The sequence below is a fragment of the Stenotrophomonas sp. TWI377 genome, assembly GCF_039674525.1.
In the GTDB taxonomy this organism is placed as follows: Bacteria; Pseudomonadota; Gammaproteobacteria; order Xanthomonadales; family Xanthomonadaceae; genus Stenotrophomonas.
This window is the reverse complement of record NZ_JBDJNT010000017.1, coordinates 44,073-70,123: the sequence shown is the minus strand read 5'-3', so window position 1 is coordinate 70,123 and position 26,051 is coordinate 44,073. Positions and strand designations below refer to the sequence as shown.

Annotated in this window: 26 protein-coding genes and 1 tRNA gene; 16 read left to right on the top strand and 11 right to left on the bottom strand. The window is 67.0% G+C overall.

Annotation, left to right across the window (positions count from 1 at the left end; translation table 11 throughout):
* Positions 1-31: 31 nt before the first annotated feature.
* The 3 genes from ABE546_RS14495 (at position 32) to ABE546_RS14485 (ending at position 2,606) form a co-directional block, all read left to right on the top strand.
* Positions 32-400, top strand: a complete 369-nt coding sequence (locus ABE546_RS14495; RefSeq protein WP_313208862.1) for a hypothetical protein — start codon at positions 32-34, stop codon at positions 398-400.
* Positions 401-477: 77 nt separating this feature from the next.
* The gene (locus ABE546_RS14490) at positions 478-1,161 is read left to right on the top strand and encodes a response regulator transcription factor (protein ID WP_019185514.1); all 684 of its coding nucleotides are present in this window, start codon (positions 478-480) and stop codon (positions 1,159-1,161) included.
* Positions 1,162-1,181: 20 nt separating this feature from the next.
* Entirely contained in the window at positions 1,182-2,606 is a 1,425-nt protein-coding gene (locus ABE546_RS14485) for a sensor histidine kinase (protein WP_070474511.1), read from the top strand.
* 94 nt (positions 2,607-2,700) lie between these two features.
* Here the strand turns inward: ABE546_RS14485 and ABE546_RS14480 are convergent, their stop codons facing one another.
* Positions 2,701-3,486 (bottom strand): M90 family metallopeptidase, encoded by a 786-nt coding sequence (locus tag ABE546_RS14480; RefSeq protein WP_346464207.1) that lies wholly within the window; start codon positions 3,484-3,486, stop codon positions 2,701-2,703.
* Entirely contained in the window at positions 3,453-3,728 is a 276-nt protein-coding gene (locus ABE546_RS14475) for a hypothetical protein (protein WP_121044234.1), read from the bottom strand. Before ABE546_RS14475 ends, ABE546_RS14480 begins: the two co-directional genes overlap by 34 nt.
* Before the next feature lie 129 nt (positions 3,729-3,857).
* On the opposite strand from ABE546_RS14475, the gene birA reads away from it, so the two are divergent.
* The 7 genes from birA to ABE546_RS14440 all read left to right on the top strand — a co-directional run bounded on the left by birA (position 3,858) and on the right by ABE546_RS14440 (position 8,284).
* Positions 3,858-4,823 (top strand): bifunctional biotin--[acetyl-CoA-carboxylase] ligase/biotin operon repressor BirA, encoded by a 966-nt coding sequence (gene birA, locus ABE546_RS14470; RefSeq protein WP_313208860.1) that lies wholly within the window; start codon positions 3,858-3,860, stop codon positions 4,821-4,823.
* Positions 4,820-5,557: a type III pantothenate kinase gene (locus ABE546_RS14465; protein ID WP_313208859.1), complete on the top strand. Its 738-nt coding sequence runs from the start codon at positions 4,820-4,822 to the stop codon at positions 5,555-5,557. The genes birA and ABE546_RS14465 overlap by 4 nt, the downstream gene beginning before the upstream one ends.
* Positions 5,558-5,566: 9 nt before the next feature.
* Positions 5,567-6,400, top strand: a complete 834-nt coding sequence (locus ABE546_RS14460; protein ID WP_346464205.1) for an SPOR domain-containing protein — start codon at positions 5,567-5,569, stop codon at positions 6,398-6,400.
* Positions 6,401-6,441: 41 nt separating this feature from the next.
* Positions 6,442-6,517 (top strand) — tRNA-Thr (locus ABE546_RS14455).
* 93 nt (positions 6,518-6,610) lie between these two features.
* The gene (rocF, locus tag ABE546_RS14450; RefSeq protein ID WP_346464204.1) at positions 6,611-7,531 is read left to right on the top strand and encodes an arginase; all 921 of its coding nucleotides are present in this window, start codon (positions 6,611-6,613) and stop codon (positions 7,529-7,531) included.
* Between the two features lie 191 nt (positions 7,532-7,722).
* The gene (locus ABE546_RS14445) at positions 7,723-7,860 is read left to right on the top strand and encodes an entericidin A/B family lipoprotein (RefSeq protein WP_019185522.1); all 138 of its coding nucleotides are present in this window, start codon (positions 7,723-7,725) and stop codon (positions 7,858-7,860) included.
* A 202-nt stretch (positions 7,861-8,062) separates the two neighbouring features.
* Positions 8,063-8,284 (top strand): CsbD family protein, encoded by a 222-nt coding sequence (locus ABE546_RS14440; protein ID WP_019185523.1) that lies wholly within the window; start codon positions 8,063-8,065, stop codon positions 8,282-8,284.
* Positions 8,285-8,374: 90 nt separating this feature from the next.
* Here the strand turns inward: ABE546_RS14440 and ABE546_RS14435 are convergent, their stop codons facing one another.
* Positions 8,375-9,178 carry a hypothetical protein gene (locus ABE546_RS14435; protein WP_346464202.1) on the bottom strand — a complete coding sequence of 268 codons (804 nt, stop codon included), beginning with the start codon at positions 9,176-9,178 and terminating at the stop codon, positions 8,375-8,377.
* Between the two features lie 107 nt (positions 9,179-9,285).
* Between ABE546_RS14435 and ABE546_RS14430 the strand changes: the two genes are divergently transcribed.
* The 4 genes from ABE546_RS14430 to ABE546_RS14415 all read left to right on the top strand — a co-directional run bounded on the left by ABE546_RS14430 (position 9,286) and on the right by ABE546_RS14415 (position 13,772).
* Complete coding sequence (locus ABE546_RS14430) at positions 9,286-10,575, top strand: tryptophan--tRNA ligase (RefSeq protein ID WP_313208855.1); 1,290 nt, start codon at positions 9,286-9,288, stop codon at positions 10,573-10,575.
* A gap of 170 nt (positions 10,576-10,745) precedes the next feature.
* Positions 10,746-11,075 carry a hypothetical protein gene (locus ABE546_RS14425; protein WP_019185526.1) on the top strand — a complete coding sequence of 110 codons (330 nt, stop codon included), beginning with the start codon at positions 10,746-10,748 and terminating at the stop codon, positions 11,073-11,075.
* Positions 11,076-11,115: 40 nt separating this feature from the next.
* Positions 11,116-12,048: an MBL fold metallo-hydrolase gene (locus tag ABE546_RS14420; protein WP_313219911.1), complete on the top strand. Its 933-nt coding sequence runs from the start codon at positions 11,116-11,118 to the stop codon at positions 12,046-12,048.
* A 71-nt stretch (positions 12,049-12,119) separates the two neighbouring features.
* A complete protein-coding gene (locus ABE546_RS14415) occupies positions 12,120-13,772 on the top strand; it encodes a M28 family metallopeptidase (RefSeq protein WP_346464250.1) in 1,653 nt (550 codons plus the stop codon).
* 19 nt (positions 13,773-13,791) lie between these two features.
* Here ABE546_RS14415 and ABE546_RS14410 read toward each other — a convergent pair whose 3' ends face one another.
* Both ABE546_RS14410 and ABE546_RS14405 read right to left on the bottom strand, forming a co-directional pair.
* Positions 13,792-14,232 (bottom strand): hypothetical protein, encoded by a 441-nt coding sequence (locus ABE546_RS14410; protein ID WP_346464200.1) that lies wholly within the window; start codon positions 14,230-14,232, stop codon positions 13,792-13,794.
* Positions 14,216-15,550 carry an MFS transporter gene (locus ABE546_RS14405; RefSeq protein ID WP_313208852.1) on the bottom strand — a complete coding sequence of 445 codons (1,335 nt, stop codon included), beginning with the start codon at positions 15,548-15,550 and terminating at the stop codon, positions 14,216-14,218. The genes ABE546_RS14410 and ABE546_RS14405 overlap by 17 nt, the downstream gene beginning before the upstream one ends.
* Positions 15,551-15,728: 178 nt before the next feature.
* Between ABE546_RS14405 and yedA the strand changes: the two genes are divergently transcribed.
* Both yedA and rarD read left to right on the top strand, forming a co-directional pair.
* Positions 15,729-16,631 carry a drug/metabolite exporter YedA gene (gene yedA / locus ABE546_RS14400; RefSeq protein ID WP_313219912.1) on the top strand — a complete coding sequence of 301 codons (903 nt, stop codon included), beginning with the start codon at positions 15,729-15,731 and terminating at the stop codon, positions 16,629-16,631.
* On the top strand, positions 16,628-17,548 hold the full coding sequence (gene rarD, locus ABE546_RS14395) for an EamA family transporter RarD (protein WP_313219913.1): 921 nt from the start codon (positions 16,628-16,630) through the stop codon (positions 17,546-17,548). The genes yedA and rarD overlap by 4 nt, the downstream gene beginning before the upstream one ends.
* Before the next feature lie 465 nt (positions 17,549-18,013).
* Here the strand turns inward: rarD and ABE546_RS14390 are convergent, their stop codons facing one another.
* From ABE546_RS14390 to ABE546_RS14365, 6 genes are all read right to left on the bottom strand, one after another.
* Positions 18,014-20,836, bottom strand: a complete 2,823-nt coding sequence (locus ABE546_RS14390) for a TonB-dependent receptor (protein WP_346464198.1) — start codon at positions 20,834-20,836, stop codon at positions 18,014-18,016.
* A gap of 84 nt (positions 20,837-20,920) precedes the next feature.
* Complete coding sequence (locus ABE546_RS14385) at positions 20,921-21,169, bottom strand: hypothetical protein (RefSeq protein ID WP_346464197.1); 249 nt, start codon at positions 21,167-21,169, stop codon at positions 20,921-20,923.
* A gap of 98 nt (positions 21,170-21,267) precedes the next feature.
* Positions 21,268-22,578: an ABC transporter permease gene (locus ABE546_RS14380; protein ID WP_313208848.1), complete on the bottom strand. Its 1,311-nt coding sequence runs from the start codon at positions 22,576-22,578 to the stop codon at positions 21,268-21,270.
* A 10-nt stretch (positions 22,579-22,588) separates the two neighbouring features.
* The gene (locus ABE546_RS14375; RefSeq protein WP_313208847.1) at positions 22,589-23,749 is read right to left on the bottom strand and encodes an FtsX-like permease family protein; all 1,161 of its coding nucleotides are present in this window, start codon (positions 23,747-23,749) and stop codon (positions 22,589-22,591) included.
* A 14-nt stretch (positions 23,750-23,763) separates the two neighbouring features.
* A complete protein-coding gene (locus ABE546_RS14370; RefSeq protein ID WP_313208846.1) occupies positions 23,764-24,453 on the bottom strand; it encodes an ABC transporter ATP-binding protein in 690 nt (229 codons plus the stop codon).
* Positions 24,454-24,619: 166 nt separating this feature from the next.
* Complete coding sequence (locus ABE546_RS14365) at positions 24,620-25,855, bottom strand: efflux RND transporter periplasmic adaptor subunit (protein WP_313219916.1); 1,236 nt, start codon at positions 25,853-25,855, stop codon at positions 24,620-24,622.
* Between the last annotated feature and the right edge of the window lie 196 nt (positions 25,856-26,051).

The following is a 26,051-nucleotide window of genomic DNA, read 5'->3' as shown; positions in this document are numbered from 1 at the left end:
CGTTTAGCCGCGCTCCGCTAGGATCAGACCGATGTTCTCCGTGACCCGCCACCGCCGCATTGCCGCCTTCGCCCTTCTGGCGACGGGCGCAGCTGCCTCCACCAGTGCGTGGGCGCAGATGCCGCCGCCGGAAGCGGCCCGTGCCGAGATGATGCGTACGGCCGAACGCGGCGGTCCGCAGGAGCGCTCGCTGTCCGATGCCGTGCGTCGGGTTCAACGTACTACCGGTGGACACATCCTTGGCGCCGAGCGCGTGCCCTTCGATGGGCGCGATATCAACCGGGTGAAGTATATGGATGACCGCGGTCGCGTCCGCTATATGGACGATCCGGCGACATCGCGTTCACAGCCCCGCACGCCGCGCTCGGATATGTCATCACTACGCGGCGATAACCCCTGAACAGGGATAGTTGTCCGCAGTCATCTGCATTACCCACTGGCCCCATGGGGCCATACCCAGGACACTAGGGAGAGTTCATGCGTATCCTTCTGGTCGAAGACGAAGCCCCGCTGCGGGAAACACTGGCAGCCCGGCTCAAGCGCGAAGGCTTTGCCGTCGATGCTGCGCAGGACGGTGAGGAAGGTCTGTACATGGGCCGCGAAGTTCCGTTCGACGTCGGCATCATCGATCTTGGCCTGCCCAAGATGTCGGGCATGGAGCTGATCAAGGCCCTGCGCGACGAGGGCAAGAAATTCCCGGTGCTGATCCTGACCGCGCGTTCGAGCTGGCAGGACAAGGTCGAGGGCCTCAAGCAGGGCGCCGACGATTACCTCGTCAAGCCGTTCCACGTCGAAGAGCTGCTGGCCCGCGTCAATGCGCTGCTGCGCCGTGCCGCCGGCTGGAGCAAGCCGACGCTGGAGTGCGGCCCGGTCGCGCTGGATCTTGCTGCACAGACGGTCAGCGTCAACGGCAGCAACGTGGATCTCACCAGCTACGAGTACAAGGTGCTGGAGTACCTGATGATGCATGCCGGTGAACTGGTCTCCAAGGCCGACCTCACCGAGCACATCTATCAGCAGGACTTCGACCGCGACTCCAACGTGCTGGAGGTCTTCATCGGTCGCCTGCGCAAGAAGCTCGATGCCGACGGCGAACTCAAGCCGATCGAAACCGTGCGTGGCCGCGGTTACCGCTTCGCCATTCCGCGCAACGAAGGCTGAGCTGCGGCTGGCGATAGATGATGTCCGGCCGTCTGTGGTTCTTTAAACGCTGGCGGCCGCGCTCACTGCAGGCGCGCCAGCTGTTGGCCGCCTCGGTGGGCCTGGTGGCCTTCCTGGCCCTGGCCGGCTACGCGCTGGACGCCGCCTTCGCCGATACCGCGAAGGCCAACCTGCGCGAGCGGCTGAAGAACTACGCCACCGCGTATGCGGCCGGCATCGACTTCACCCGTGACCGCTCGCTGTACATCCGCGAGCAGCCACCGGATCCGCGCTTTGACGTCCCGGGCAGTGGCCTCTATCTGCAGGTCGTGATGCCGGACGGAAAGGGCAACTCCATGTCCGCCGAGGGCCCGATGCTGCCCACGGTAGGCGGCGGCATGCTGGCCCCGCGCCAGGAGGTCTTCGAAGGCCCGTTGCCGATGATCCAGATCGATGGCAGCGAGGGCTCGGCCTACCGCTATGGCATGGGCCTGGTCTGGGATGCCGACGCCGACCCGGCCACCGAATTCCCGTACACGATCTACGTGCTCGAAGACTCGCGCGCGCTGGGTGCTCAGCTGCGCGTGTTCCGCGGGCGCGTGTGGTTCTACCTCGGCGGCATCGGCCTGATCCTGCTGCTGCTGCAGACGGTGATTTTGCAGTGGAGCCTGCGTCCGATGCGGCGCGTGATCAATGAACTGACCAAGGTCCAGCGCGGTGAAACCGAGCGCATGAGCGAACGCCATCCGCGCGAGCTGGAACCGCTGACCGACAGCATCAATGCCTTCATCGAGAGCGAGCGCGAGAACCTCGAACGCCAGCGCAACACCTTGGCCGATCTCGCGCACAGCCTGAAGACGCCGCTTGCGGTATTGCGTACGCAGCTCGACAGCGGCGCACGCGATGAGGATCTGCGCGAGGAATTCGACGTGCAGCTGCGGCGCATGAACAACCTGGTGTCCTACCAGTTGGCGCGCGCGGCATCCTCCGGTCACAAGCTGTTCTCCGCCCCGCTGCCGATTGAATCCAACGCCGAAGAAATCGTGCGGGGTCTGGAGAAGGTGTACGCGTCCAAGGGCGTGCTGTGCGAATTCGATATCGACCCGGCCGCGCGTTTCCACGGCGAGCCCGGCGATCTGCAGGAACTGCTCGGCAACCTGCTGGAGAACGCCTTCAAGTGGGCCAAGCGTCGCGTGTTGCTGACCGCGCATCCGTTGCCGGCACCCGGTGCGCGTCGCGCCGGCCTGGTGCTGTCGGTGGATGACGATGGCCCGGGTATCGCACCGGAAGACATTGCCAAGGTGCTGCAGCGTGGCGTGCGCGGCGATGAGCGGGTGCAGGGTCACGGCATCGGCCTGTCGATCGTGCAGGACCTGATCAAGGATTACCGCGGCGAACTGCAGGTGAAGCGTTCTCCGGAACTGGGTGGTGCACGCTTCGAAGTGAAGCTGCCGCCCGGGCCGTAAGCGCCGTACCGACCAACGGTCGGTACCTGCCGATGGCCCGTACCCCGGCATTCCCACGGGACAGGTAGCCCACGACCGTTGGTCGTGGCGCGCGTCACCGCATCAGCGGTGACGGACCATAGAACCGCTGCAGATGCCCGGCGACCGCCGGCATCTCGCGCGCGAGCAGAGCCGGTGCGGAGAAGTGGTACTCGCTCACCACCGCGAAGAATTCTTCCGGCGCCTCGGACGCATACGGATCGATCAGCGTCTCGCGGCCCTGGTCCACCTCGGCGCAGAACGCGTCATAGGCCTGCTGGAAATCCGCCGCCCATTGTTTCTGCCACGCGCGCGGCAACGGCGGCGTGCCGTCGATCGCCCCGTCCAGCGCATCGATCTTGTGCGCCATCTCATGCACCGCCACGCAGAACCCGGCCTCCGGATCGGCGATGTCGGCCTGGATGTCGGCCCACGACAGAATCAGCGGACCGCTGTCCCACGATTCGCCGATCAACGCATCGTCCCATTCGTGCAGCACGCCGGCCGCATCCACCTGGCTGCGGTGCACGCGGAATGCGTTGGGATAGACGATCAGCTGCGACCAGCCACGCAGGCCGATCTCGCCCAGTTCCAGCAGCGGCAGGCAGCAGAGCGCGGCCAGCAACACGCCGTCGGTGTCCTCCAGCTGCAGTTCGGCGGCCGGGCTGATGGTCTTCTCGTGCAGGAAGCGGGCGGCGAGGGCACGCAGGCGTTCGCGGCGGGCAGCGTCCAAGTGCTGCAGCCAGGCGGCGCGGCGGCAGGTGGTGTCCCAGAGGGTAGGGTCGATCTCGCGTGGCGTACGGCGCAGCCAGCCCAACAGTCGTTCGATCAGCGGAACATACCCGGCAGGAAGCTGTGCCACTTGGGTGCGCGCAGGCGCGGCAGCACGTCGTCATCGCCACCACCGCCGGTGCTGGTTCCGCTGCTGGCGCTGGGTTTGACCGTGGCCGGTGCGGCGGCGGCCGAGGCCGAGGCCGGTGCACTGCGCTCGTTCTCGCCTGCCGAATAGACACACGCACCGCGACCCGCAGTGGTGAGCGCATCGGAAGCGTGCGCGGCCAGCGGGGCCATCAGGAGGAGCAGGCAATGGGCGAACGGGCGCATCGTCAACATCCAGCGGCGGGTCAAGTTCTCGATTCTAGCCCGATTCGGCCGGAGGATTGGAAGGCCTCCGGGCGGGCGCTGGCGGCGGCTTTCCCGCATACTTTTCCCGTTTACCCGATGGAAGCTGCCGTGGACGACCGCCAACTGCTGGCCAAACTGGGCGCCGGGCGCCTGTCCGGCGACGCGCTGGCGCGCGAACTGGGCCAGACCCGCGCCGCGATTTGGAAGCGGATTCAAGGACTTAGGGCGGCTGGCGTCGATATCGACGGCCGCGCCGGTGACGGCTACCAGTTGCAGCAGCCGCTGGATCTGCTGGACGCCGAGGCCATCCAGGCGGCGTTGCCGGCCGCCGTCGGCGACCAGCTGAGCTCCCTGCAGACGGCCTGGTCGGTCGCGTCAACGAACAGTGAATTGCTGCGCTGCAGCGCGCCGGAGCGCGGCGCGATCGTCCTGCTGGCCGAGCGCCAGACCCGCGGCCGTGGCCGCCGTGGGCGGGCATGGGCCTCACCGCTGGCGGCGCATGTCTATCTCTCGGTGCTGCGGGGGTTTGCCGGTGGCCTGTCGCGGCTGGGCGGGCTGAGCCTGGTCGCCGGGGTCGCGGTGGCCGAGGCACTGCGCGAGGCCGGCTATCCGGACGTCGCCCTGAAGTGGCCCAATGACCTTGTCGTCGACGGGCATAAGCTCGGCGGCCTGTTGATCGAGGGCGGCGGTGAGTTCGCCGGCCCCGCACGTGCGGTGATCGGCCTGGGCGTCAACGTGCGCATGCCCGCTGCGTTCGCCGCGGAGATCACCCAGCCCTGGACCGATCTGGACACGTTGTCCGGCGCACAGACGTCGCGCAACGTGGTGGTCGCGCGCATCCTGGCCGGCCTGCTGCCGGCGCTGGATGCGTTCGAGCAGGACGGCCTGGCACCGTTCCTCGCGCGCTATGCCGCGCTGGACAGCCTGGCCGGGCGCGAGGTGCAGGTGGAAGAAGGCGGCGTGCTGTTTGCCGGCACGGCGTTGGGTCTGGCCGACGACGGGGCGCTGCGCGTGCGCATCGACGGCAACGAACGGGTTTTCCATGCGGGCGAAGTCAGCGTGAGGGCGCAATGAGCGACTGGTTGTTTGATCTGGGCAATTCGCGCTTCAAGTTCGCGCCGCTGCAGGGCGTGCGCGCGGGCGACGTGCAGGCGTGGCCGCATGGCGCTGAAGCGATGCCGGCCGCGGCACTGGATGCGCTGCCGTCAGGCGACACCGCCTACGTTGCCAGTGTCGCCGCACCTTCGTTGACCGCGGCCATGCTGGACGTATTGCAGGCGCGCTTCCGCCAGGTCCGCGTGGCACGTACCGAAGCCGAGTACGCCGGTGTGCGGATCGCCTATGCCGACCCCGCCCGCTTCGGCGTGGACCGTTATCTGGCGCTGTTGGCGGTGGCTGCACGTGGCCAGGCGGTGCTGATCGCCGGCGTCGGCACCGCGCTCACCATCGATCTGCTCGACGCCGAGGGCCAGCACCACGGCGGGCGCATCTCGGCCTCGCCGACCACCATGCGCGAAGCGTTGCACGCGCGTGCCGTGCAGCTGCCGGCCGCGGGCGGTGACTACAGCGAGTTCGCCAACGACACCGCCGATGCGCTGGCCTCCGGCTGCGATGGGGCTGCGGTGGCGCTGATCGAACGCAGCCGCGTGCAGGGCGGCGAACGGCTCGGTGCGTTGCCGCATCTGCTGGTGCACGGCGGCGGTGCGCCAGCGTTGCTGCCGCTGCTCGGCGATGCCGAATTCCAGCCCTCGCTGGTGCTTGATGGGCTGGCCCGCTGGGCCGTGCATCAACCGCCATCGGCAGGCTAGGATCAGCCGATGCTTACCCGTGCCCTGATCGTCGTCCTGGTCATTCTCAACCTCGGTGTCGCGCTGTGGTGGCTGTTGCGTGGCGAACCGGCCAGCGAACCGCCGGCCTCGCCGGCCGGTGTGGCGCAGCTGGAGGTGTTGCCGGCCACCCAGGCGCCGACGACCATGGTGGCTTCCCCGGATGCCACGCCAGCCCTGCAGGACGTGACGCCCGCCTCCGCGCCGGTGGCCCAACCGCCGGGGCCGGTCTCCGCGCCGGCGACCGCCGTGGCTGACACCTCTGCGCCCAGGCCCGCCGCCAGCCTGCCTGCGCCCGCTCCGGTGGCCGCCGCACCCGCAGCGCCCGCCGTACCCGCACCCGTCACCGCAACGCCCGCACCCGCACAGTGCGTGAGCCTGGGGCCGTTCGCTGACCGCGCTGCCGCCCAGGCCGCCCAGTCGCGCGCCGGGGCTGTCCTGCGTGGGGCCAAGCTGCGGGAGGTGGCCGACGCCGGCGCCACCCGTTACCGCGTGCTGCTGCCGCCCGCCGCCAGCCGGGAGGCGGCGCAGGCCACGGTCAAGCGGATCGTGGCAGCGGGCGTGAGCGACTACTACATCATTGCCCAGGGCGAGGACACCAACGCCATCGCCCTGGGCCAGTACCGCAATCGCGAAGGCGCCGATCGCCGCCTGGCCGCCCTGAGCGCGGCCGGTTTCAAGGCAACCATGGTCGCCAGCGGAGGCGATGGCAGCGCGCAGTGGTGGCTGGATGCGACCCTGGCCGACGGTACCGGCACCGCCGTGGCCCGCCAGCGCAGCGGCGCGGCCCAGCAGCGCTCGCTGGAATGCGCGCGCTTGCGCTAGAATCCCGGCTCCGCGACGGGTCGTCCCGCCGCGATGCCGATGCCGGCATAGCTCAGTTGGTAGAGCAACCGCCTTGTAAGCGGTAGGTCCCCAGTTCGAATCCGGGTGCCGGCACCATTGATGCACGGTCGATGACGACTGCTGCAGCGCCGCGAGTCGTATCACGCCGCGCTGGCTATGCTGGGCCTCTTTGCAACGGAGGCAACAGCGATGGCGATGTATTCCCCGGTTTCCCTGATTGGCGTGCCCACCGATATCGGTGCGGGCCACCGTGGCGCGGGTCTGGGACCGGACGCCCTGCGCATTGCCGGGCTGGGGGATGCACTGGCCGCGCGCGGCGTGGAGGTGCGCGACCTTGGCAACCTGGCCGGTCCGCGCAACCCGTGGACGGCACCGGTGCACGGCTACCGCCATCTTGACGAAGTGGTGGCCTGGAACCGCGCGCTGATGGACGCCACCTACGGCGAACTACAGGCCGGGCGCATGCCGATCATGCTCGGCGGCGACCACTGCCTGGGCATCGGCTCGATCACCGCGGTCGCGCGCTGGTGCCGCGAGCAGGGCAAGGACCTGCGCGTGCTGTGGCTGGATGCGCATTCGGATTTCAACACCAGCGAGGTCACCCCGTCAGGCAACGTGCACGGCATGCCGGTGGCCTGCCTGTGCGGGCTCGGCCCGGACGCGTTGACCCGGCTGGGTGGCGATGCGCCGGCGATCCGCCCGCAGCAGGTGCACCAGATCGGCATCCGCTCGGTGGACCAGGAAGAGAAGCGCCTGATCAAGCAGCACCAGGTGGATGTCTATGACATGCGCTACATCGACGAAGCCGGCATGAAGCGCACGATGGAGGCAGCGCTGGCCGGCATCGATGCCAACACGCACCTGCACGTCAGCTTCGACGTGGATTTCCTGGATCCCAGCATTGCACCCGGCGTCGGCACCACGGTGCCGGGCGGGGTGAACTACCGCGAAGCACAGCTGGTGATGGAGATGATCGCCGACACCGGGCGCATGGGATCGCTGGACATCGTGGAGCTGAATCCGCTGCTGGACAACCGCAACGCCACCGCGGAGCTGGCGGTGGATCTGGTCGAAAGCCTGTTCGGCAAGTCGACGCTGATGCGTGATTGAGGACGTCTGGCTGAACAGCGTTTTCCTGCATTCACATCCGCTGCACGCCTCTCCCGCCAGATTGCACGTCACGCGGCGCCGTGTGTTTCGACCCACAGCGCTGCAGGTCAGGAAGAGGAGTTGCGCTGGCGTGCTCATCTGACAGGCGGGACCGGATTCCGGTATTGAATTTGATCAACCAGGAGAACCCTATGAAGCGTGTTATCGCACTGATGCTGTTGTCGATGTTCTCGGTCGCCATGCTGTCCGGCTGCAACACCGTTGCTGGTGCTGGCAAGGACGTGCAGAAGGCCGGTGAAACGGTCGAAGGCGCTGCCAAGGGCAACTGATCCACGGATCAGGCGTCAAAGGAAAAGGCCGGGGATTCCCGGCCTTTTTCATGTCCAGAAAAATGACCGCGCAACGTGTGTGGTGGTGAATCCATTCAAGCTCGTGAGTGTGCGCTTCATCGTCGCTTGACCGCGTGCCAACGCGGGCGGGTGCATTCTGATCCCACGGCGAGATGGCCGTTGCAATCGAGGAAGCGAACCCATGAACAAAGACATCATTTCCGGCAAGTGGACGCAGCTCAAGGGCAAGGCGCAGGCCAAGTGGGGCGACCTGACCGACGACGATTTCAAGGTGGCCGAAGGCAACGCCGAGTACCTCGCAGGCCGCCTGCAGGAGCGCTATGGCTGGGCACGCGACCGTGCTGAAACCGAAGTCCGCGACTTCGAAGCTGCCATGCGCAAGGATTATCCGGATTACCACTGAGGGGTGATCCGTGACGACGGCACCGCCGTCGGGGGTTGAAACCGGAACGGGCCGCGAGAGCGGCCCGTTTTTGTTGGGGTGCCTTGGCGATCAGCGGCGGCGATACAGCGGTGGATCGGGCACGTACTGGCCGGGGAAGGCCTGTGGCTCGCCACGCACGGGCCCGTTCACCCGCGCAATGATGCCGCGTGCCACCAGGTTGCGTTCGCTGTCGTAGCGCACCTGCACCTGTTGCGCCGGAGACGCGGTATCGCGCTCGAATGTGGTGTTGCGCACCCGCGACGGCTCGCGCTGGCCATGGCCGGTGCCCAGTTGCGGTGCCGGCGCGGTGGTGGAACCGGTCACGCGGGCGGTCTCCATGGAAGACGACCGTGCCTGGGGGCGCGCCTTGGCATCGGCCGCGCCGGCCACGGCGGGCGCGGCGTCCCAGGACACGCGCCCGGCTTCGTGGAAGACCGCCACACCGATCACGCCGATGTTGGCCGGGCGCCCGGTGCGGCCGGCGTAGCTGCGGTCCGGATCGGTGAACACGAACTGCGCGACTTCCTCGGCGGATTTGCGCCAGCCGTGGATATCGGTGGTCTGCCACGGGTTGAGCACGTAGCCGGTCTGGTGGGGCGCGGCCACCTCGCCGCTGATGGCATTCAGACCATCCACCGAGAGCACCACCAGCACCCGCTCGGCGCTGCCGTTGCGCAGGCGCACGCTGTAACGGTGGCCCTGCTGCCCCGCGATCCAGCGCTGGCCGTCCTGGCGGTACTGGGTCAGGGCCTGGCCGCTGTCGCGGTCGATCACCGTCAGGTGGACCGGACCGGTGTCGTGACGCAGCGGGACCGCCGGTTTGAAGCCGCACAGGGCCAGCACGGCAAGCAGGGGCAGGATCAGGTGTTTCATGGGAAGGCTCCGCAGGGCAGGTGCAGGATCAAACGCACGGCCCCGGCCAACGGGGTCGAGCGCGGGCAGGTAAACTGGGGCGGTTCATCTGTCCGCATCGATTCCCCATGACTACCCGCGTTCTTACCGGCATCACCCCCTCCGGCACGCCCCACCTGGGCAACTACGTCGGCGCCATCCGTCCGGCGATCACCGCCAGCCAGGCCTCGGAGATCGAGAGCTTCTTCTTCCTGGCCGACCTGCACAGCCTGATCAAGGCGCAGGAGCCCGAGCGCACCCAGCGCTCCACGCTGGAGATCGCGGCAAGCTGGCTGGCGTGCGGGCTGGATCCGGACAAGGTGTGGTTCTACCGGCAGAGCGACATCCCGGAAACCACCGAGCTGATGTGGTTCCTGACCGTGATCGCCAGCAAGGGCATCCTCAACCGCGCGCACGCCTACAAGGCGGCCGTGGACAAGAACCGCGAGGAGCAGCTGGATGACGACGCCGGGGTCAGCGCGGGGTTGTTCATGTACCCGGTGCTGATGGCCGCCGACATCCTGATCTTCAAGGCCAACCGCGTGCCGGTCGGCCGCGACCAGATCCAGCACATCGAGATGGCGCGCGATTTCGCGCAGCGCTTCAACCATGTCTACGGCCAGGCGTTCTTCCCGCTGCCGGAGGTCGTGATCGATGAGCAGGTCGCCACGCTGGCGGGCCTGGACGGCCGCAAGATGAGCAAGAGCTACCACAACACCATTCCGCTGTTCGCCCCGCGCGCGGAGCTGAAGAAGCTGGTGTTCTCGATCCTGACCGATTCGCGCGCACCCGGCGAGCCCAAGAGCACCGAAGGCTCGGCGCTGTTCCAGATGTACCAGGCGTTCGCCACCCCGGAGCAGACCGCGGCGTTCGCGCAGGCCTTCGCCGAGGGCATCAGCTGGGGCGATGCCAAGCAGCAGCTGTTCGAGCGCATCGACAGCGAGATCACCCCGCTGCGCGAGCGCTATGACGCGCTGATGGCCGAGCCGGAAAAGATCGAGGCGCTGCTGCGTCGTCGTGGCCAGCAGCTGCGCGAGCAGTTCGCGGTGCCGTTGCTCAAGGAGCTGCGTCATGCGGTCGGCCTGCGTGATCTCTCCACCGCCGGTGACGTGCCCAGCGAGGAAAGCGGGGCCGCACGCGCTGCACCGCCGCTGTTCAAGCAGTACCGCGAACAGGATGGCCGCTTCTACTTCAAGCTGCAGGCAAGTGACGGCACGCTGCTGATCCAGAGCGAAGGCTTTGATTCGCCGCGTGACGCCGGCCAGCTGATCGGCGTGCTCAAGCAGACCGAACATGGCGACGGCCTGCAGAGTGAGCTGTTCAAGCTCGAGGCCGAGGTGGACGTGGTGCTGGCCGCACTCCAGGCGCTGCGCGGGTAATGCCGGCGGCTGTCCGGCGACCAGGTAACCGCAGCATCACGTAGTGCCGGCCGCTGGCCGGCAACCAGGCGAACGCCCCATCACGCAGGCATCGACCGTGGGTCGATGCAACCGCTATGGCATGATGCCCCTGCACGCCGCAGGGGCGTGTTCCTGCACGGGAGACTGCGATGGCCTGGTTGTCGTTGTTGTTGTTCCTGCCCTGGTTCGTGCTGCTGGGCACGCTGTACTGGCTGTTTCCGCGCCAGCCGCGTGGCACCGCGCGCCGCGTGTTCGATGGTGCTGCGCTGGTGCTGGCCTTCGTGCTGAGCATCCTGGCGATGCTGTGGGGCCACCACATCGGCGTGGTCCAGAACGATGCCGGACCGATCTGGCGACAGGTGCTGGCGGTGCTCTATGCCTACGGTGCATTCCTGGCGGTGATGGTGGCCGCGGTGCTGCTGCGTGGGCCACTGCTGAGCGCGACTGCGACCAAAGCCGCATCGAAGCCGCTGCACTGATCGACGTAAGATGGAGGCGTTTCGTGCCAGGGATGTGTTGATGCACTCCGAGCCCAGCATTCATACGATTGACACCGCGTTCCAGCGCGATGATTTCGATGCCGCCTACCTGATTGTCGAGAACGGCCGGGCGGCCTTCATCGATTGCGGTACCGGCTTGGCCGTGCCGGCGATGCTCGCCGCGTTGGCGCGCGCCGGCTGCACACCCGAGCAGGTCGACTGGCTGATCCTCACCCACGTGCATCTGGACCATGCCGGGGGTGCCGGCCTGCTGATGCAGCAGCTGCCCAACGCCACGCTGGTGGTGCATCCGCGCGGCGCGCCGCACATGATCGATCCGGCCCGGCTGATCGCCGGTGCCACCGAGGTCTATGGCGAAGCGGAGATCGCGCGCAGTTATGGGCCGATCCTGGCGGTCCCTGCCGACCGGGTGGTGATTGCCGAGGAGGGCCACACCGTGGATCTGGCCGGCCGCCCGCTGCTGTGCGTGGATACGCCCGGGCACGCGCGTCATCATCTGTGCGTGTGGGATGCACGCAGCCGCAGCTGGTTCACCGGCGATACCTTCGGGCTGTCCTACCGCGAGCTGGACAGCGCGCAGGGGGCCTTCATCGTGCCGACCTCATCGCCGGTGCAGTTCGATCCCGAGCCGCTGAAGCAGTCGATCGCGAAGATGCTGGCCTACGATCCACAGGCCATGTACCTGACCCACTACGGGCGCGTGGCACCGCCGCGGAAACTGGCGGCGGATCTTGTCGAGCAGATCGATGCGATGGTCGAGATCGGTCGCCAATGCGATGGTCGGCCGGATCGGCATCGCTGCCTGGTCGCGGCGCTGACCGCGCTGTACCTGGAACGCGCGCAGGCGCATGGCTGCCCGCTCGATGATGAGGCGGTGACCCGGGTGCTGGCGATGGACATCGAACTCAACGCCCAGGGCCTGGCCTGCTGGCTGGATCGCGATCGGCGCTAGTGCACGGTCACGGAGGTGTCACGTTACACTCCGGTGTCCTGTTTTCCGTCCTGGTGTCTGCCGTGAATCCGATGCGCATGCTGCTGCTGTCGTCCTGCCTGTTCGTGGGCGGCCTGGCCCACGCCGCCAATGACCTGCCCGGTGGCGGCATCGATCCCCAGGCCCTGTCGCGGCATGTCCGCATCCTGGCCTCGGACGCGTTCGAAGGCCGCGCGCCGGCCACGCCGGGTGAAGAGCGCACCGTCCAGTACCTGATCGAAGAGTTCAAGACGTACGGCCTGCAGCCCGGCGGCGTCGACGGCAGCTGGGTGCAGCCGGTGCCGATGGTGCGTGCGCAGGTCGATGGCCCGGTGCGTGCGCAGCTGCGCCAGAAGGGCAAGCAGCGCGCCCTGGTCAATGGCGAAGACGTGACCCTGCAGAGCCTGCGTCCGCAGGATGCGGTGGCGATCAAGAACGCCCCGCTGGTGTTCGTGGGCTACGGCATCGATGCGCCCGAGCGCCACTGGAACGATTACAAGGACGTCGATCTGCACGGCAAGATCGCGGTGGTGCTGATCAACGACGCCGATTTCGAGGCCGACCAGCCGGGCGCGTTCGATGGCAAGGCGGTGACCTATTACGGCCGCTGGACCTACAAATTCGAAGAGGCCGCGCGCCGCGGTGCGCAGGGCGTGCTGATCGTGCACGAGACCGCGCCGGCCGCGTATGGCTGGGCCACGGTGAAGAGTTCGGGCACCTCGCCGCTGTTCGATATCGAACGCACCCGCGAGCAGGCCCTGGCCCAGCACGTGCCGGTGCGCGGCTGGATGCAGCGCAGCCTGGCCGAGCAGCTGTTCCGCGATGCGGGCCTGGATTTCGAGGCCGAGAAGCGCCGTGCGATGACCCCGGCCTTCAAGCCGGTCGCGCTGGGCGATGCGCAGCTCTCGGTGGACTTCAAGCTCAAGCGCGAGCAGGTGATCACCCGCAACGTGGTGGCCAAGCTGCCGGGCGGCGCGCATGCCGATGAAGCGGTGATCTTCTCCGCGCATTGGGATGCCTTCGGTATCGGCCAGCCTGATGCCAAGGGCGACCGTATCCGTCGCGGCGCGATCGACAACGCCACCGGCGTGGCCACCGTGCTCGAGCTGGGCCGCGTCTTCGCTGCCGGCCCGCAGCCGCAGCGCACGCTGTACTTCGTGGCGCTGACCGCCGAAGAGAAGGGCCTGCTCGGTGCCAGCTACTACGCCGCGCACCCGCTGGCCCCGCTGGACAAGACCGCCGCGGTGTTGAACATCGAGATGTTCAGCCCGGATGGCCCGACCCGCGATATCGCGTCGTGGGGCAAGGGCCGGGTGTCGCTGGAAGGCGACCTGGAGCGCGTGGCCAAGGCCCGTGGCCGCACCTATTCGCCGGATCCGAACCTGGAAGCGGGCTTCTTCTACCGCGCCGACCACTTCGCCTTCGCCCGCCTCGGCGTGCCGGCGATCACCATCGGGCCGGGGCTGGACATGCGTGAGGGTGGGGTCGAGAAGGGCCGAGAGCTGCGCGATGCCTACTTCGCTGCCTGCTATCACCAGGCCTGCGATGCGTGGACCCCGAGCTGGGATCCGAGCGGCCACGCCGCCGATACCCTGCTGGTCTACGACCTGGGCGCAGAGCTGGCCAACAGCCGTCGCTGGCCGCAGTGGGAAGAAGGCTCCGAGTTCCGCGCCGAGCGCGAGAAGAGCGAATCGGCGCGCCGTTGAGGCGTACCGTCGGCGGCGCTCAGCGCCGCCGCAACAGACGCCAGGCGCCCCAGCCGCTGGCCGCGAGCGCGGCCAGGTAACAGGCGATCATCCAGCCGAACCGCGCCGGCTGGGTGTCGGCACTGGCGGCATGCCGGCCGAAACGCAGCTGCAGCGCGCTGTGCCCGCTGCCGAGGTCGGCCGCCAGTTGCAGTGCCAGGGCGACCATCACTGCCAGCAGCGCCAGGCCGAAACCGATACGCGGCCAGCGGGCCTGTGCCGATGGCCGACCCAGCACCCACGCCACGGTCGTGCCGGTGGCGAGCAGGGCAGCCCCCCATAACAATGCAGCGCCCGCAGGGGCGCTGATTGCATGAGCAGCGGTGCCGGCCTGGGCGAACCCCGCGACCAGCATCGCGAGCATCCCCCCACCCCGCGCGATCGCGGGGTGGGCCGTGCCGCGGTTACTTGCGCGTGCCATCAAGCCAGTTCGGGCCCTTGTTGGTCAGGAAGAACATATAGACCACCAGCGAGACGGCGATGATCGCCGTGACGTACACCGCGAACATGCCGACCTGGCCGGTCTTCAGCGCGCCCTGGTACAGCAGCGGCGCGGTACCACCGAACAGCGAGTTGGCCATCGCATACCCAAAGCCCACGCCCAGTGCGCGCACATGGGTGGGGAACAGTTCGGCTTTGACTACGGCGTTGATCGAGGTGTAGCCGGTCAGGATCACGAAGCCGATGCCCAGCACCAGGAAGGCCATGAACGGATCGTGCTGGTTGGGCAGTTCGGTGATCAGGTACCAGCTGTACAGCACGCCGCCGATGCCGAAGAACACCAGCAGGCTCTTGCGCCCGACCATGTCCGACAGCCAGCCGCCGATCGGCTGCAGCACCATCAGGAAGGTCAGCACGCCGAGGTTGATCATCGTGCCGGTCATGACGTCATCGCCCGCGAATGCGCTCTGGATCATCTTCGGCCCGTTGACCGAATAGGTATAGAACGCGACGGTGCCGCCGGCGGTGATCAGGAAGCACAGCAGCAGCGGACGCCACTGGTTGACGAACAGCTCACGCATCGAGCCGGAGGCCTTGGCGCGGCCATCGCGTGCGGCTTCGATGGAATCGGTCTGCAGCGATTCGTCCATGCTCCGGCGCAGCCAGAACACCACGATCGCCGCGATGCCGCCGATGCCGAACGCCACGCGCCAGCCCCAGGCGGAGATCTCCGGCTTGTCCCAGAAGGTCAGCATGCCCAGCAGGGTCAGCTGCGCCAGCACGTGGCCACCGACCAGCGTGACGTAGTGGAACGAGGACAGGAAGCCGCGCCGGCCGGGGATGGCGGCCTCGGACATGTACGTCGCGCTGGTGCCGTACTCGCCGCCGGTGGCGAAGCCCTGCAGCAGGCGCGCGAACAGCAGGATCACCGCCGCCCAGATGCCGATCTGCGAGGCGGTCGGGGTGATCGCGATCAGGAACGAACAGGCGGCCATCACCGTGACCGACACCGTCAGCGCCAGCCGGCGGCCGTAGCGGTCGGCGAAGCGGCCGAAGTACCACGCGCCGATCGGGCGCATCAGGAAGGTGGCGGCGAAGATCGCCCACACGTACATCGTGGAGTTCTTGTCGGCGGCCGAGAAGAACTGGGATTCGAAGTAGACCGCGAAGACCGAGTAGACGTAGACGTCATACCACTCGACCAGATTGCCGGCCGAGCCTTTGAGGGTATTGGAGATGGAACGCCGCAGGGCGGCCCGGTCGGAAGGTGCCGCGGTGGCGGGGACGGATGTACTCATACAGGGTAGGGGGTCCTGGCGGGGAAGCGTGGATTGCTCTTGTTACCTTACCGCACGTCAAAAACGGGTGCGTGTCAGGCAGCACGAGGCGGCCCGGTGAAATCAGCGTGCCAGCACAAGGGGTGCCGCGCCATCGGCAACGGCCTAGAATTCGTGTTCCCCCGCACTGTGGTGGCCCATGGCCGTCCTACCCGAATCCCCGTCGGCCGCTCCCCGCAGCGGCCTGGTCGTCCTGGCGCTGCTGCTGGTGTACGTGGTCTGGGGGTCCACCTATCTCGGGATCCGGCTGGCGCTGGAGGGCGGCGCGCTGCCGCTGACGATGGTTTCCGGCGGCCGGTTCATCATCGCCGGCTCGCTGATGTACGCCGTGCTGCGCTGGCGTGGCTCGCCTGCCCCGACCCGGCGCCAGTGGCGCAACCTGGCGATCATGGGCCTGACCATGCTGGTGCTGGGCAACGGCATGGTGGTGCTGGCCGAGCGCACGGTGTCCTCGGGCCTGGCCGCGACCGCCGTGGCCTCGGTGCCGCTGTGGATGGCCCTGTTCGGCGCGATGCGCGGGCAGAACGCCAGCCGTGGCGAGTGGCTGGGCATCGCGATCGGCTTCCTCGGCGTGGTCTGGCTCAACGCCGGCAGCAGCCTGACCGCTACGCCGCAGGGGTTGATCCTGCTGCTGATCGCCCCGATCGGCTGGGCCTTCGGCTCGATTTGGGCGCGCGGCCTGGATCTGCCCAGCCCGTTCATGACCGCCGCCGGGCAGATGCTCTGCGGTGGCGCGATGCTGATCGTGCTCGGCCTGCTCAGTGGCGAACGCCCGACCACCTGGCCCAGCATGAATGGGTTGCTGGCGGTGGCCTACCTGTGCATGTTCGGTTCGATCGTCGCCTTCACCGCCTACGTGTGGCTGCTGCACAACGTGCGCCCGGCGCTGGTGGCCAGCTACGCCTACGTCAATCCGGTGATCGCGGTGATCCTGGGCGTGATCATCGGCAACGAGCATTTCGGCGGCCGTGACTTCCTCGCGATGGCGGTGATCCTGGCCGGCGTGGTGGTGCTGACCCTGGCCCGGACGCGCGCGAAGTGAGCCTGCCCGCCCAACACAGCCTGCAGGAACAACGCCGCGGGTTCGCGATCACTGCCTTCACCTTCACCCTGTGGGGCCTGGTGCCGGTCTACTGGCACCTGCTCAAAGCGGTCCCGTCGCAGCAGATCATCGCGCACCGCATCATCTGGAGCACGGTGCTGGTGGTGGCCTGGCTGCTGCTGAGCAACGGAGTGGGCTGGTGGAAGGCCATCGCCGCGCAGCCGCGCGCGCTGCCGACGCTGGCACTGAGCAGCGTGGCGATCGCGTTCAACTGGGGCCTGTACATCTGGGCGATCAACGCCGGGCACGTGATCGAGACCAGCCTGGGGTACTTCATCAACCCGCTGGTCAGCGTGGTGCTCGGCGTGGTGGTGCTCAAAGAGCGCCTGCGCCGCCTGCAGTGGCTCGCGGTGGGCTGCGCGGCCCTCGGTGTGGCATGGCTGACCCTCGATGCGGGAACGCCGCCCTGGATCGCGCTGGGGCTGGCCTGTTCGTTCGGCCTGTACGGACTGCTGCGCAAGATGATCTCGGTGGACCCGGTGGCCGGCCTCGGCGTGGAGAGTCTGTATCTGTTCCTGCCGGCGATCGGGTTCGCGCTGTGGAGCGAGAACGGGCACGGGGGCGGTTTCTTCAGCGGCTGGGGCTGGCGCAATGATGCGCTGTTGATCTTCGGCGGTGCGGTGACGGCGTTGCCGTTGATCGGCTTCGCGTACGGGGTGAAGCGGATTCCGTTGTCGCTGGTCGGGATTCTGCAGTACATCGCGCCCAGTATCGGGTTGTTGTTGGGCGTGTTCTTTTTCCGCGAGCCGTTCGATACGGCCAAGGCGGTGGGCTTCGCGGCGATCTGGACCGGGCTGCTGCTGTTCATCGGCGACGGAGTGTGGCGGTCGCGGGTGGGTGGTGCGTTGAAGCGCTGAAGGCCAAGAAGCCTGAAAGCCTGAAAGCTTGAGCCCTGGGTTGCTGGACTGCGTGGCTAGGCGGGGTGTGGGTGGGTGCGCGGGACCCGCCGTGAACCCATCCATGGGGGCTCATATGCCGCCATGGATGGCGGCATATGAGCTTACATGGGTGAAGGCGCATTGCTTGCGAGGCACTGCCTCGCATGCGACTGAACGCACAGCCGCCAGCGGCTGGGCCGGGCCGCGGAGCGGGACTTGCAGCGGGTCCCGACAACCCACCCGCGCCCGCCCAAGCCAGGGCGAGTCCAGCTCTAAAGGCCGTTGCTCTAAGCGCCGTTGCTCCAAAAGCAGTTGCTCCAAGAGCCATTGCTCGAATAACGGAGATCAAAAAAAAGACGGCGCCCGAAGGCGCCGTCTTACTTCCACTCAGCGGCTTGGAGAGAGTAAGCCGCAGATCAGAAAAGGTGGATCAGGCGAACCCGATCAGAAACGCTGCTGATACTTCATGTACATATAGCGGCCGATATCGAACCCACCGTAGTACGTGAAGCTGCTGTTCGGCTGGCTGTACATGATCGGACCCTGATGGTCGAACACATTGTTCAGGCCCATCGAGACCGTGCCATTCCACGGCAGCACATAACGCACCTGGATATCGTGGAACGTGTTCGAGCCCACCTTGTTGATGCCCTGGCGGCCCGTGTACGCCGAACTGAAGCCCGGATTGCTGCACTCGGTCGTGTACGCACAGTTCTCCTTCATGCTGGAGTAGTAACGCGCCGTCCAGCCGAGGCCGAAGTTGCCGTACTGATAGTCCAGATTGAGGTTCGAACGCACGCGGAAGTTGCCTTCCCAGCCCGTGTACTGACGCACCGGGGTGGTGTCGACGTTGTCGTTCTTGCGCTCCAGGTAGTCCACGTACGTGGTGTTCCAGGAGACCGCGAACTTGCCGATCGCCAGCTCCGGCAGACGGTAACGGACCGACAGGTCATAGCCGGCCGTTTCCTGGTAGCCCGCGTTCAACAGCGTGCGGTCCAGACCGTTGACCTGACCGATGGTGCGGCCCGACTTGGCACGGGTGAAGCGGTCGCATGCGGCATCCACACCCAGCACGTAGCACTGGTTGAGCATGTCCGTGGCCGACTCACCGACGATCACGTCGTTGATGCGGATCTTCCACCAGTCCAGGCTGAGGTCCAGGCCCGAGACGAACTCCGGGCTGTAGACCACGCCCACGGTCCAGGTCTTGGCGGTTTCCGGCTTCAGTGCGGCGTTGGAGCCCGAGCTGAAGTCCGTGCCACCCTGCTGGCCCGGTACCGTCGCGGCGGTGCCGTCAGCGGCGAGCTGGCGGAAGTTGGCCGGGACACCGTTGGCCAGGCAGCGCGCCAGGACCTGCGGGTTGTTGGCAGCCGCGCCGAAGCTGGTGTCGCACGGATCGGTGTACGAATCGCGCGTGCTGGTGGTGCCGCCGTACAGATCTTCCACGGTCGGTGCACGGAAGCCGGTGCCGTAGGTGGCGCGCACCAGCAGGCTGTCGATCGGCTTCCACTTCAGGCCGAACTTGGTGTTCGTGGTCGAGCCGAAGTTGTTGTAGTCCGAATAGCGACCGGCCATGTCCAGCGACAGTTCACGCGCGAAGGCCATGTCGGCCAGCAGCGGGACCTGCAGTTCCAGGTAGACCTCGTTGAGCGAGTAATCGCCCTGGGTCGGCTGGCCGGTGGTGCCGGCGATCTGGCCCTTCTGGACCATCAGGTCCGGCGAGTAGCTGGCTTCTTCACTGCGGTGCTCCACGCCCAGTGCACCCAGGATGTCACCGGCCGGCAGGCTGAACAGCGAGCCGGAGATGTTGGCGCTGGCCACCTTGGTGGTGCTCTGCATCTTGTCGGTGAAGCGGGTGAACAGGAAGTCCTGCACGTCCTGGTTGCTCAGCGAGCCCGGGCCGGTATAGCCCATCGGGGCCAGCGGGTTCCACGGGGTGCAGCCGGCAATCACGTTGCCGACGCTGCCGCAATGGGCGACGTTGTTGGCATCCAGGAACGACGGGCCGACCGACTGGTTCACGTTCGGCTGGTACATGCTGCCCGTGCCGATGCGCTCGCCTTCATTGCGGTTGTACATGTAGCTGACGTTCCAGTCCCAGTACCGCGAACCGGTCTCGAAGCTGCCTTCCAGGCCCAGGCTGGCGCGCTTGGTGGTCAGGTTGTTTTCGGTGCCGCGCGGCAGCTCTTCGGTGCGATGCGCGAAGGCAACGTCACGACCGAACGGGTTGAACGCGCTGTCCTTGGACAGCAGCGCACGCGAACCGGTGCTCTGGTACGGGTAGCCGGCCAGCTGCTTGCTGGACTCGCGCTCGCTGTACAGTGCATCGGCGACCAGGCGCAGGTCATCGGTGATCGAGAAGCCACCGTTGGCGAACACCGACTTGCGCTGCAGCCCGGTGACCAGGCTCATGTTGGTCTTGGTGTTGGCGTCGTTGGCCTTGTCCGCCGGCTTGAAATTGCCCAGCTGGGTCGGATCGCCGCCCGGGCCCACGCTGAGGTTCCTGCCATCCACGGTCGCGTAGCCCCACGGGGTGACGCCGCTCAGGCCGTCGCCGGTGTGGCGCGGGCCGTTCGGGTATGCGGTGAACGCACGCGCGCCGCCCAGGACCGGATCTTCGTCGGTGTACTCGCCACCCACGGTGACCCAGCCACGGTCGAAGGTCTTGCCGAAGGTCGCGCTGTAGGCGGTCTTCTGGCCGTCGCCTTCGCTGTACTGGCCGACGTAGGCGCTGACTTCGGCACCGTCGAAGTTCTTGCGGGTGATGATGTTGACCACGCCGGCAATGGCGTCCGAGCCGTACAGGGCCGAGGCACCGTCGGTCAGCACTTCCACGCGCTCCACGATCGAGGACGGGATCGAGGCCAGATCGGAGTAACCGCCGGCGCTGACGCCCATGCGGCGGCCGTCGATCAGCACCAGGCTGCGTTCCGGGCCCAGGTTGCGCAGGCTCACGTACATGCCGCCGAAGTCGCGACCCGATTCCAGCGAGGAGGCACGGCTCATGCTCGGCGAACCGGCGGCGGTGACGTCCTGCAGGATGTCGGCGACGTTGACGTAGCCCTTCTTCTCGATCTCGGCGCGATTCAGCGCGACGACCGGCTGGGCCGATTCGACACTGGCCTGGCGGATGCGCGAGCCGGTGATCTCGATGCGATCCAGGTTGGTGGTGCCGTCATCGGCACTCTGTGCGAAGGCGGGGGCACTGCAGCTGGCGACAAGCGCGATGGCGATCGCGTTGCGCAGCGGATTGGTCTTCAAATACATCCGTGCGTTTCTCTTTCTCTGTAAAAACATTCGCCCGTTGGGGCGGCGTGGGGAACAACACACCACGACGTGGGGGGCGGGAGTCTAATGACTTTTCAAATTTTTTACTTTCATTTGAAAGCGTAAAAACCGCTTTAAATGAACGATGGCTGACAAAACCACGCATTCAGACGAAACCTTTTTCACATCGTCGTGCAGCGCGAAGACAACAGCACCCTCGCAGTGGGCCGAGGCAGCAATAGCGGCGACGTGCGAGGCAACTTGAGTGCGTGCGGCGTGTCGTCGCAGCGCGCGTACAGCTGCGCGATCGACAGCTAAACGTGCAGTGAACACGCACGCACAAAAAAAGAACCGCACTCTTGCAAGTGCGGTTCCAGACTTGGTATTTCGCGTGCGCGATCACGCGCACGCGCGTTGTTCAAACGTATCGCTCAGGTCTCGCGCAATGCCGTGGTGATCGGCAGCCGCGCCGCGCGCAGTGCCGGGAACAGGCCGCCGACCAGGCCGATGCCGAGTGCCCACTTCAGGCCCGTCCACAGCAGCTGCGGGGAAACCTGGAACTGGAACACCACCTGGCTGAAGTTGTTGCCCAGCGTGGAGACGGTGTAGTTGTTGAACACCAGCCACGCCACCAGCCCACCGAGCAGGCCGCCGAGCAGGGCCAGCAGCATCGTCTCCAGCATCACCGCGGTCACCACCGGCACGCCGCGGAATCCAATCGCGCGCATGGTGGCGATCTCGCGCGCGCGCGTGGCCACGGCCGCGTACATTGTGTTGAGCGCACCGAACACCGCGCCGATCGCCATGATCGCGCCGATCACCGTGCCCAGAATGCTGATAAGCTTGCTCAGGCCGCCGGACTGCTTGCGGTAGTAGTCACGGGTAGTCTCCACATCCAGCTTCAGGCGCGGGTCCGCCTCCATGGCGTCCTTGAACTGCTTGAAGCCCGCCGCCCCCTCGGTGCGCACGTTGACCGACTGATACGCACTGCGGTTGTAGGTGGTGGACAGCGTCTGCGTGTCCGACCACAGCTCCGACTCGTGCACATCGTTGGAGGCGAACACGCCCACCACGGTCCATTCCTGCTTGCCCAGCTGCAGGGTCTTGCCGATCTCCAGGCCCTCGAACTGTGCCTGCGCGCCCTTGCCGACCACGATTTCGCGCAGGCCGGGCTTGAACCTGCGGCCCGCGATGATGCGCACGTTGTCGCGTACCGCCCACGCCTGCTCGCCGACGCCACGGAACTGCACGTTGGTATCGCTGTGGTCGCTGCGCGAGAGCAGGCTGATCACCTGCGACAGCTCGGCGGAGATCAGCGGCTTGCCGTCGCTGCCACGGGCCACGCCGGGCAGGTTCTCGATCAACGGGACCTGGTCGCGCATGATCACCGAGTTGGTTTCCGCCTGCGAGCCGCCGCGCAGCACGATCGCCACGTCATCGCTGCCGCTGCGCTCCAGGGTGGCCTTGAAGCCATCGCCCATGGCCAGCATCGCCACCAGCACACCGACCACGCCGGCGATGCCGACCACGATCACCGAGGAGGCACCCCAGCGCTGCGGCAGGCTGGCGATGCCGATCCGTGCGGCTGCCAGCGACAAGCGGCCACTGCGGGTAAGCACCAGCCACGCGGCCAGCAGCACGGCGATCGCCAGCACCATCCACCACGGCAGCACGATCCACACCACCAGGGCGACCAGCAGCGCTACCACGGTCACTACGTTCCACATCCAGTGCGTTTTCATGGTGGTCTCCTCAGCGCCCGGCCAATGCATCGACGATCTTCAACCGCTGCGCCCGCAATGCCGGCAGCAGGCCCACCACGATTCCGATCACCGCCATCAGGCACAGCGCCACCCCCCACGTCTGCGCTGGCACGCCGGGCAGGCTGATCATGCCCTGGCTGCTGGCGCTGATCACCGGCATCACGATCGAGGCCAGGCCCATGCCGATCAGCCCGCCGAGCACGATCAGCAGCACCGACTCGACCATCACCAGGACCAGCACGGTGCCATCCTTGAAGCCCAGCGTCTTGAGGATCGCCAGCTCCGGGATGCGCTCGCGCACGGCCTGGGCCATGGTGTTGCCGGTCAGCAGCACCAGGGTGAAGAACACCGCGGCCATGATGCCGGTGACGATCAGGCCGATATCGGCGAACTGTTTCGCGAAGGCCTGCGAGAACGAGGCCTCGGTCTGCGACTTGGTCTCATGATCGGAGTTCAGCGACAGCGCATCGATCGCCTGCGCCACGCGTGAGGCATGGGCAGGGTTCTCCAGTTGCACGGTATAGAAACTGACCTGGTTCTTGATGTAGTCGTTGGATTCATCGAAGTAGCTCCAGTGCAGCATCATCTGGTTCTCCGCACCGGCGTTGTTGCGGTCCCTGGCCCGGAAGATGCCGGTCAATTCCAGCGGCCAGTCGTTGCTGCCCTTGCGCGGGAAGATCGTGGCCTGCATCGGAATGGTGTCGCCCAGCTTCCAGCCGAAGCGCTTGGCCAGGGCTTCACCGACCAGTGCACCGGTCCGGGTGTTCTTGAATGCCTCGGCCTGCTCGGGCGGCAGCTCGAACTCCGGGTACAGGTCCATGTAGTTGTCCGAGACCGAGAAACTCGGGAAGAAGTTCTTCTGGTCCTGGTAGATGCCGCCGAACCACATGGCGTAGTTGACCTTGCGCACGCCCGGGGTGGCTTCGATATCGCGCAGCAGCCGCAGGGGCAGGCTCTGGGTGATCGAGAGCTTGGAGGAGACCACCAGCCGCTTGGCGCCTTCGATGGTGTCACCGCCGGAGTTGAACGCCACCCGGACCGAATCGAGCATGCCGAACAGCAGGAAGGCCGCCACCACCGACAACAACGTCAGCAGGGTGCGGGTCTTGCTGCGGAACAGCTGTGCCCAGACCAGCGAAAAGTATTTCATCGCCGCCTCCTCCGTCAGTGGGCCGCTGGCGCGTCGGCCAGTTCGCCCTTGTCCAGGTGCACCGTGTGCGTGGCGTACTCGGCGGCCTTGGGATCATGGGTGACCATGATGATGGTCTTGCCGTGCTCGCGGTTGAGCTGCTGCAGCAGCCCCAGGATCTCCTCGGCGGACTGGCGGTCCAGGTCACCGGTGGGCTCATCGCAGATCAGGAAGGTCGGGTCGGAAACGATCGCGCGGGCGATCGCCACGCGCTGCTGCTGGCCACCGGACAGTTCGTTGGGGCGGTGGCTGCGGCGGTCGGCCAGGCCGACCAGGGTCAGCGCGATTTCGGCATTGCGCTTGCGCTGCGCTGGGCCCAGGTGCGTGAGCAGCAGCGGCAGCTCCACATTCTTCTGGGCGGTCAGCATCGGCATCAGGTTGTAGAACTGGAACACGAAGCCGACGTGGTGGCTGCGCCAGGTCGAGAGCTGGCCGCCGCTCATGCGGTCGATGCGCTCGCCTTCGATCTCGATCTCGCCGGCGGTGGGCGTATCCAACCCACCGATCAGATTCAGCAGGGTCGTCTTGCCCGAGCCGGAGGGGCCCATCAACGCGACGAAATCGCCCGCCTGGATGTCCAGATCGATGCCGTGCAGCACCTGCACTTTCTCGGGGCCGCGCTGGTAGGTCTTGGTGATGTTGCGGAGCGAAACCAGGGTGGACATGGGTGGTTCTCCATGGATCGGGAAGAAAGAGCGTACGGCGCGCCCGGGCGAGGGCCGCCGGGTTCCGCGGTGACGGACAGCCGCCACCGTGCGCGCCGTGACGGCACGAGGGAATCGCACTTGCCGCGAGCGTGAGAGCGGCTCGCGTGACGCAGCTGTCAGCCGGTCAGGGGGTTTCGGTGACCTTGCTGCCGTCGTGCAGCTCGGCCGGTGGGGTGGTTACCACGACCTCGCCGGCGCTCAGGCCCCGGGTGACCTGGCGGTCGTTGTTGAGCGTGGTGCCCACGGTGATCGCGCGCTGTTCCACCCGCGCATCGTCCTTGACCACGAAGGCGACGGTCTTCTGCTCGCGCTCCACGATCGCCGAAGCCGGCACGCGCACACCCTGCGGTTTGGCGGCTTCGGCGGGCTGGGCGCTTTCCAGGAAGCTGACCCGCACGCCCATCTCGGGAACGATGCGCGGGTCCTTTGTCTTCAGCGCCACGCGCACTTTCACGGTGGCCTTGCCGCGGTCGGCGGTGGGGATGATCGCGATCACTTCGGCCGGAATCTTCCAGTCCGGGTAGGCATTGAGGGTGGCTTCGACCGGCATCTTCGGCTGCACGCGGCCGATGAAGGATTCGCCGACCTCGACTTCGATCTCCAGCGACTCCATGTCCACGATGGTGCCGATGCCGGTCCGGGTGAACCCGCCGCCCGCCGACAGCGGCGAGACGATTTCGCCAGGCTGCGCGGCCTTGGCGGTGACCACGCCAGAGAACGGCGCGCGCACGATGTTGTTGTCCACGCCGAGGTCGGCGATCGCCAGCGAATCACTGGCCACGGTGGTGTTGCGCTGGGCAGTACGCAGTTGCGCGCGCAGGTTGTCGCGCTGGGCGATGGCCAGGTCGTACTGCGAGCGCGAGACCAGCTGCTGGCCGACCAGTGCCTGCAGGCGGCCGGCTTCGGCATCGGCCTGGGCCACCTGGGCCTGGAGACCGGCGAGCTGGCTGCGCGCCGCCTCCAGCTGCGAGGCCGAGAGGCTGCGCTGGGCGTTGGCATCGATCGGGTCGAGCGTGGCCATCACCTGGCCCTCTTCCACGCGCATGCCTTCTTCGATCATCACCTCACGCACCTTGCCGGTGATCTTGGCCGAGACCGTGGCCATGCGCCGGGCGACCACATAGCCGCTGGCGTCGAGCACCGAGCTGCTGGCACCGCCCTGCTGGATCGCCACCACGGGCGCGGTGGTCACGGCGATCGGGCGCTCGCGACCGAGCACGAACCAGGCCAGGCCGGCCAACACAATGAGAAGGACGATCGCCAGCACGATCCAGCGGCCGCGTCGCGAGGGCGACGGGGGCGGGGAACCGGCCTTGCGGTCGATGCGGAGTTCCTTGAGCAGTTCAGCGGATGCGTTCATCGTGAGTCTGGACGGGGAATCGGGCCGAGTGTGACCGCATCGGCGGCCGGGGGGCAAACCGGCACGGTGGCCGGGGTGGTCCACAGCATGCCCGGCAGCATGGCGCTGCGGCAGTGACAGCTGTCACCTGCATGGGCTGACGACGGCCACTGGGGTGGCCGCGGCCGGCAGCAGAAGCTGTGGGTGTCCTCTCCGG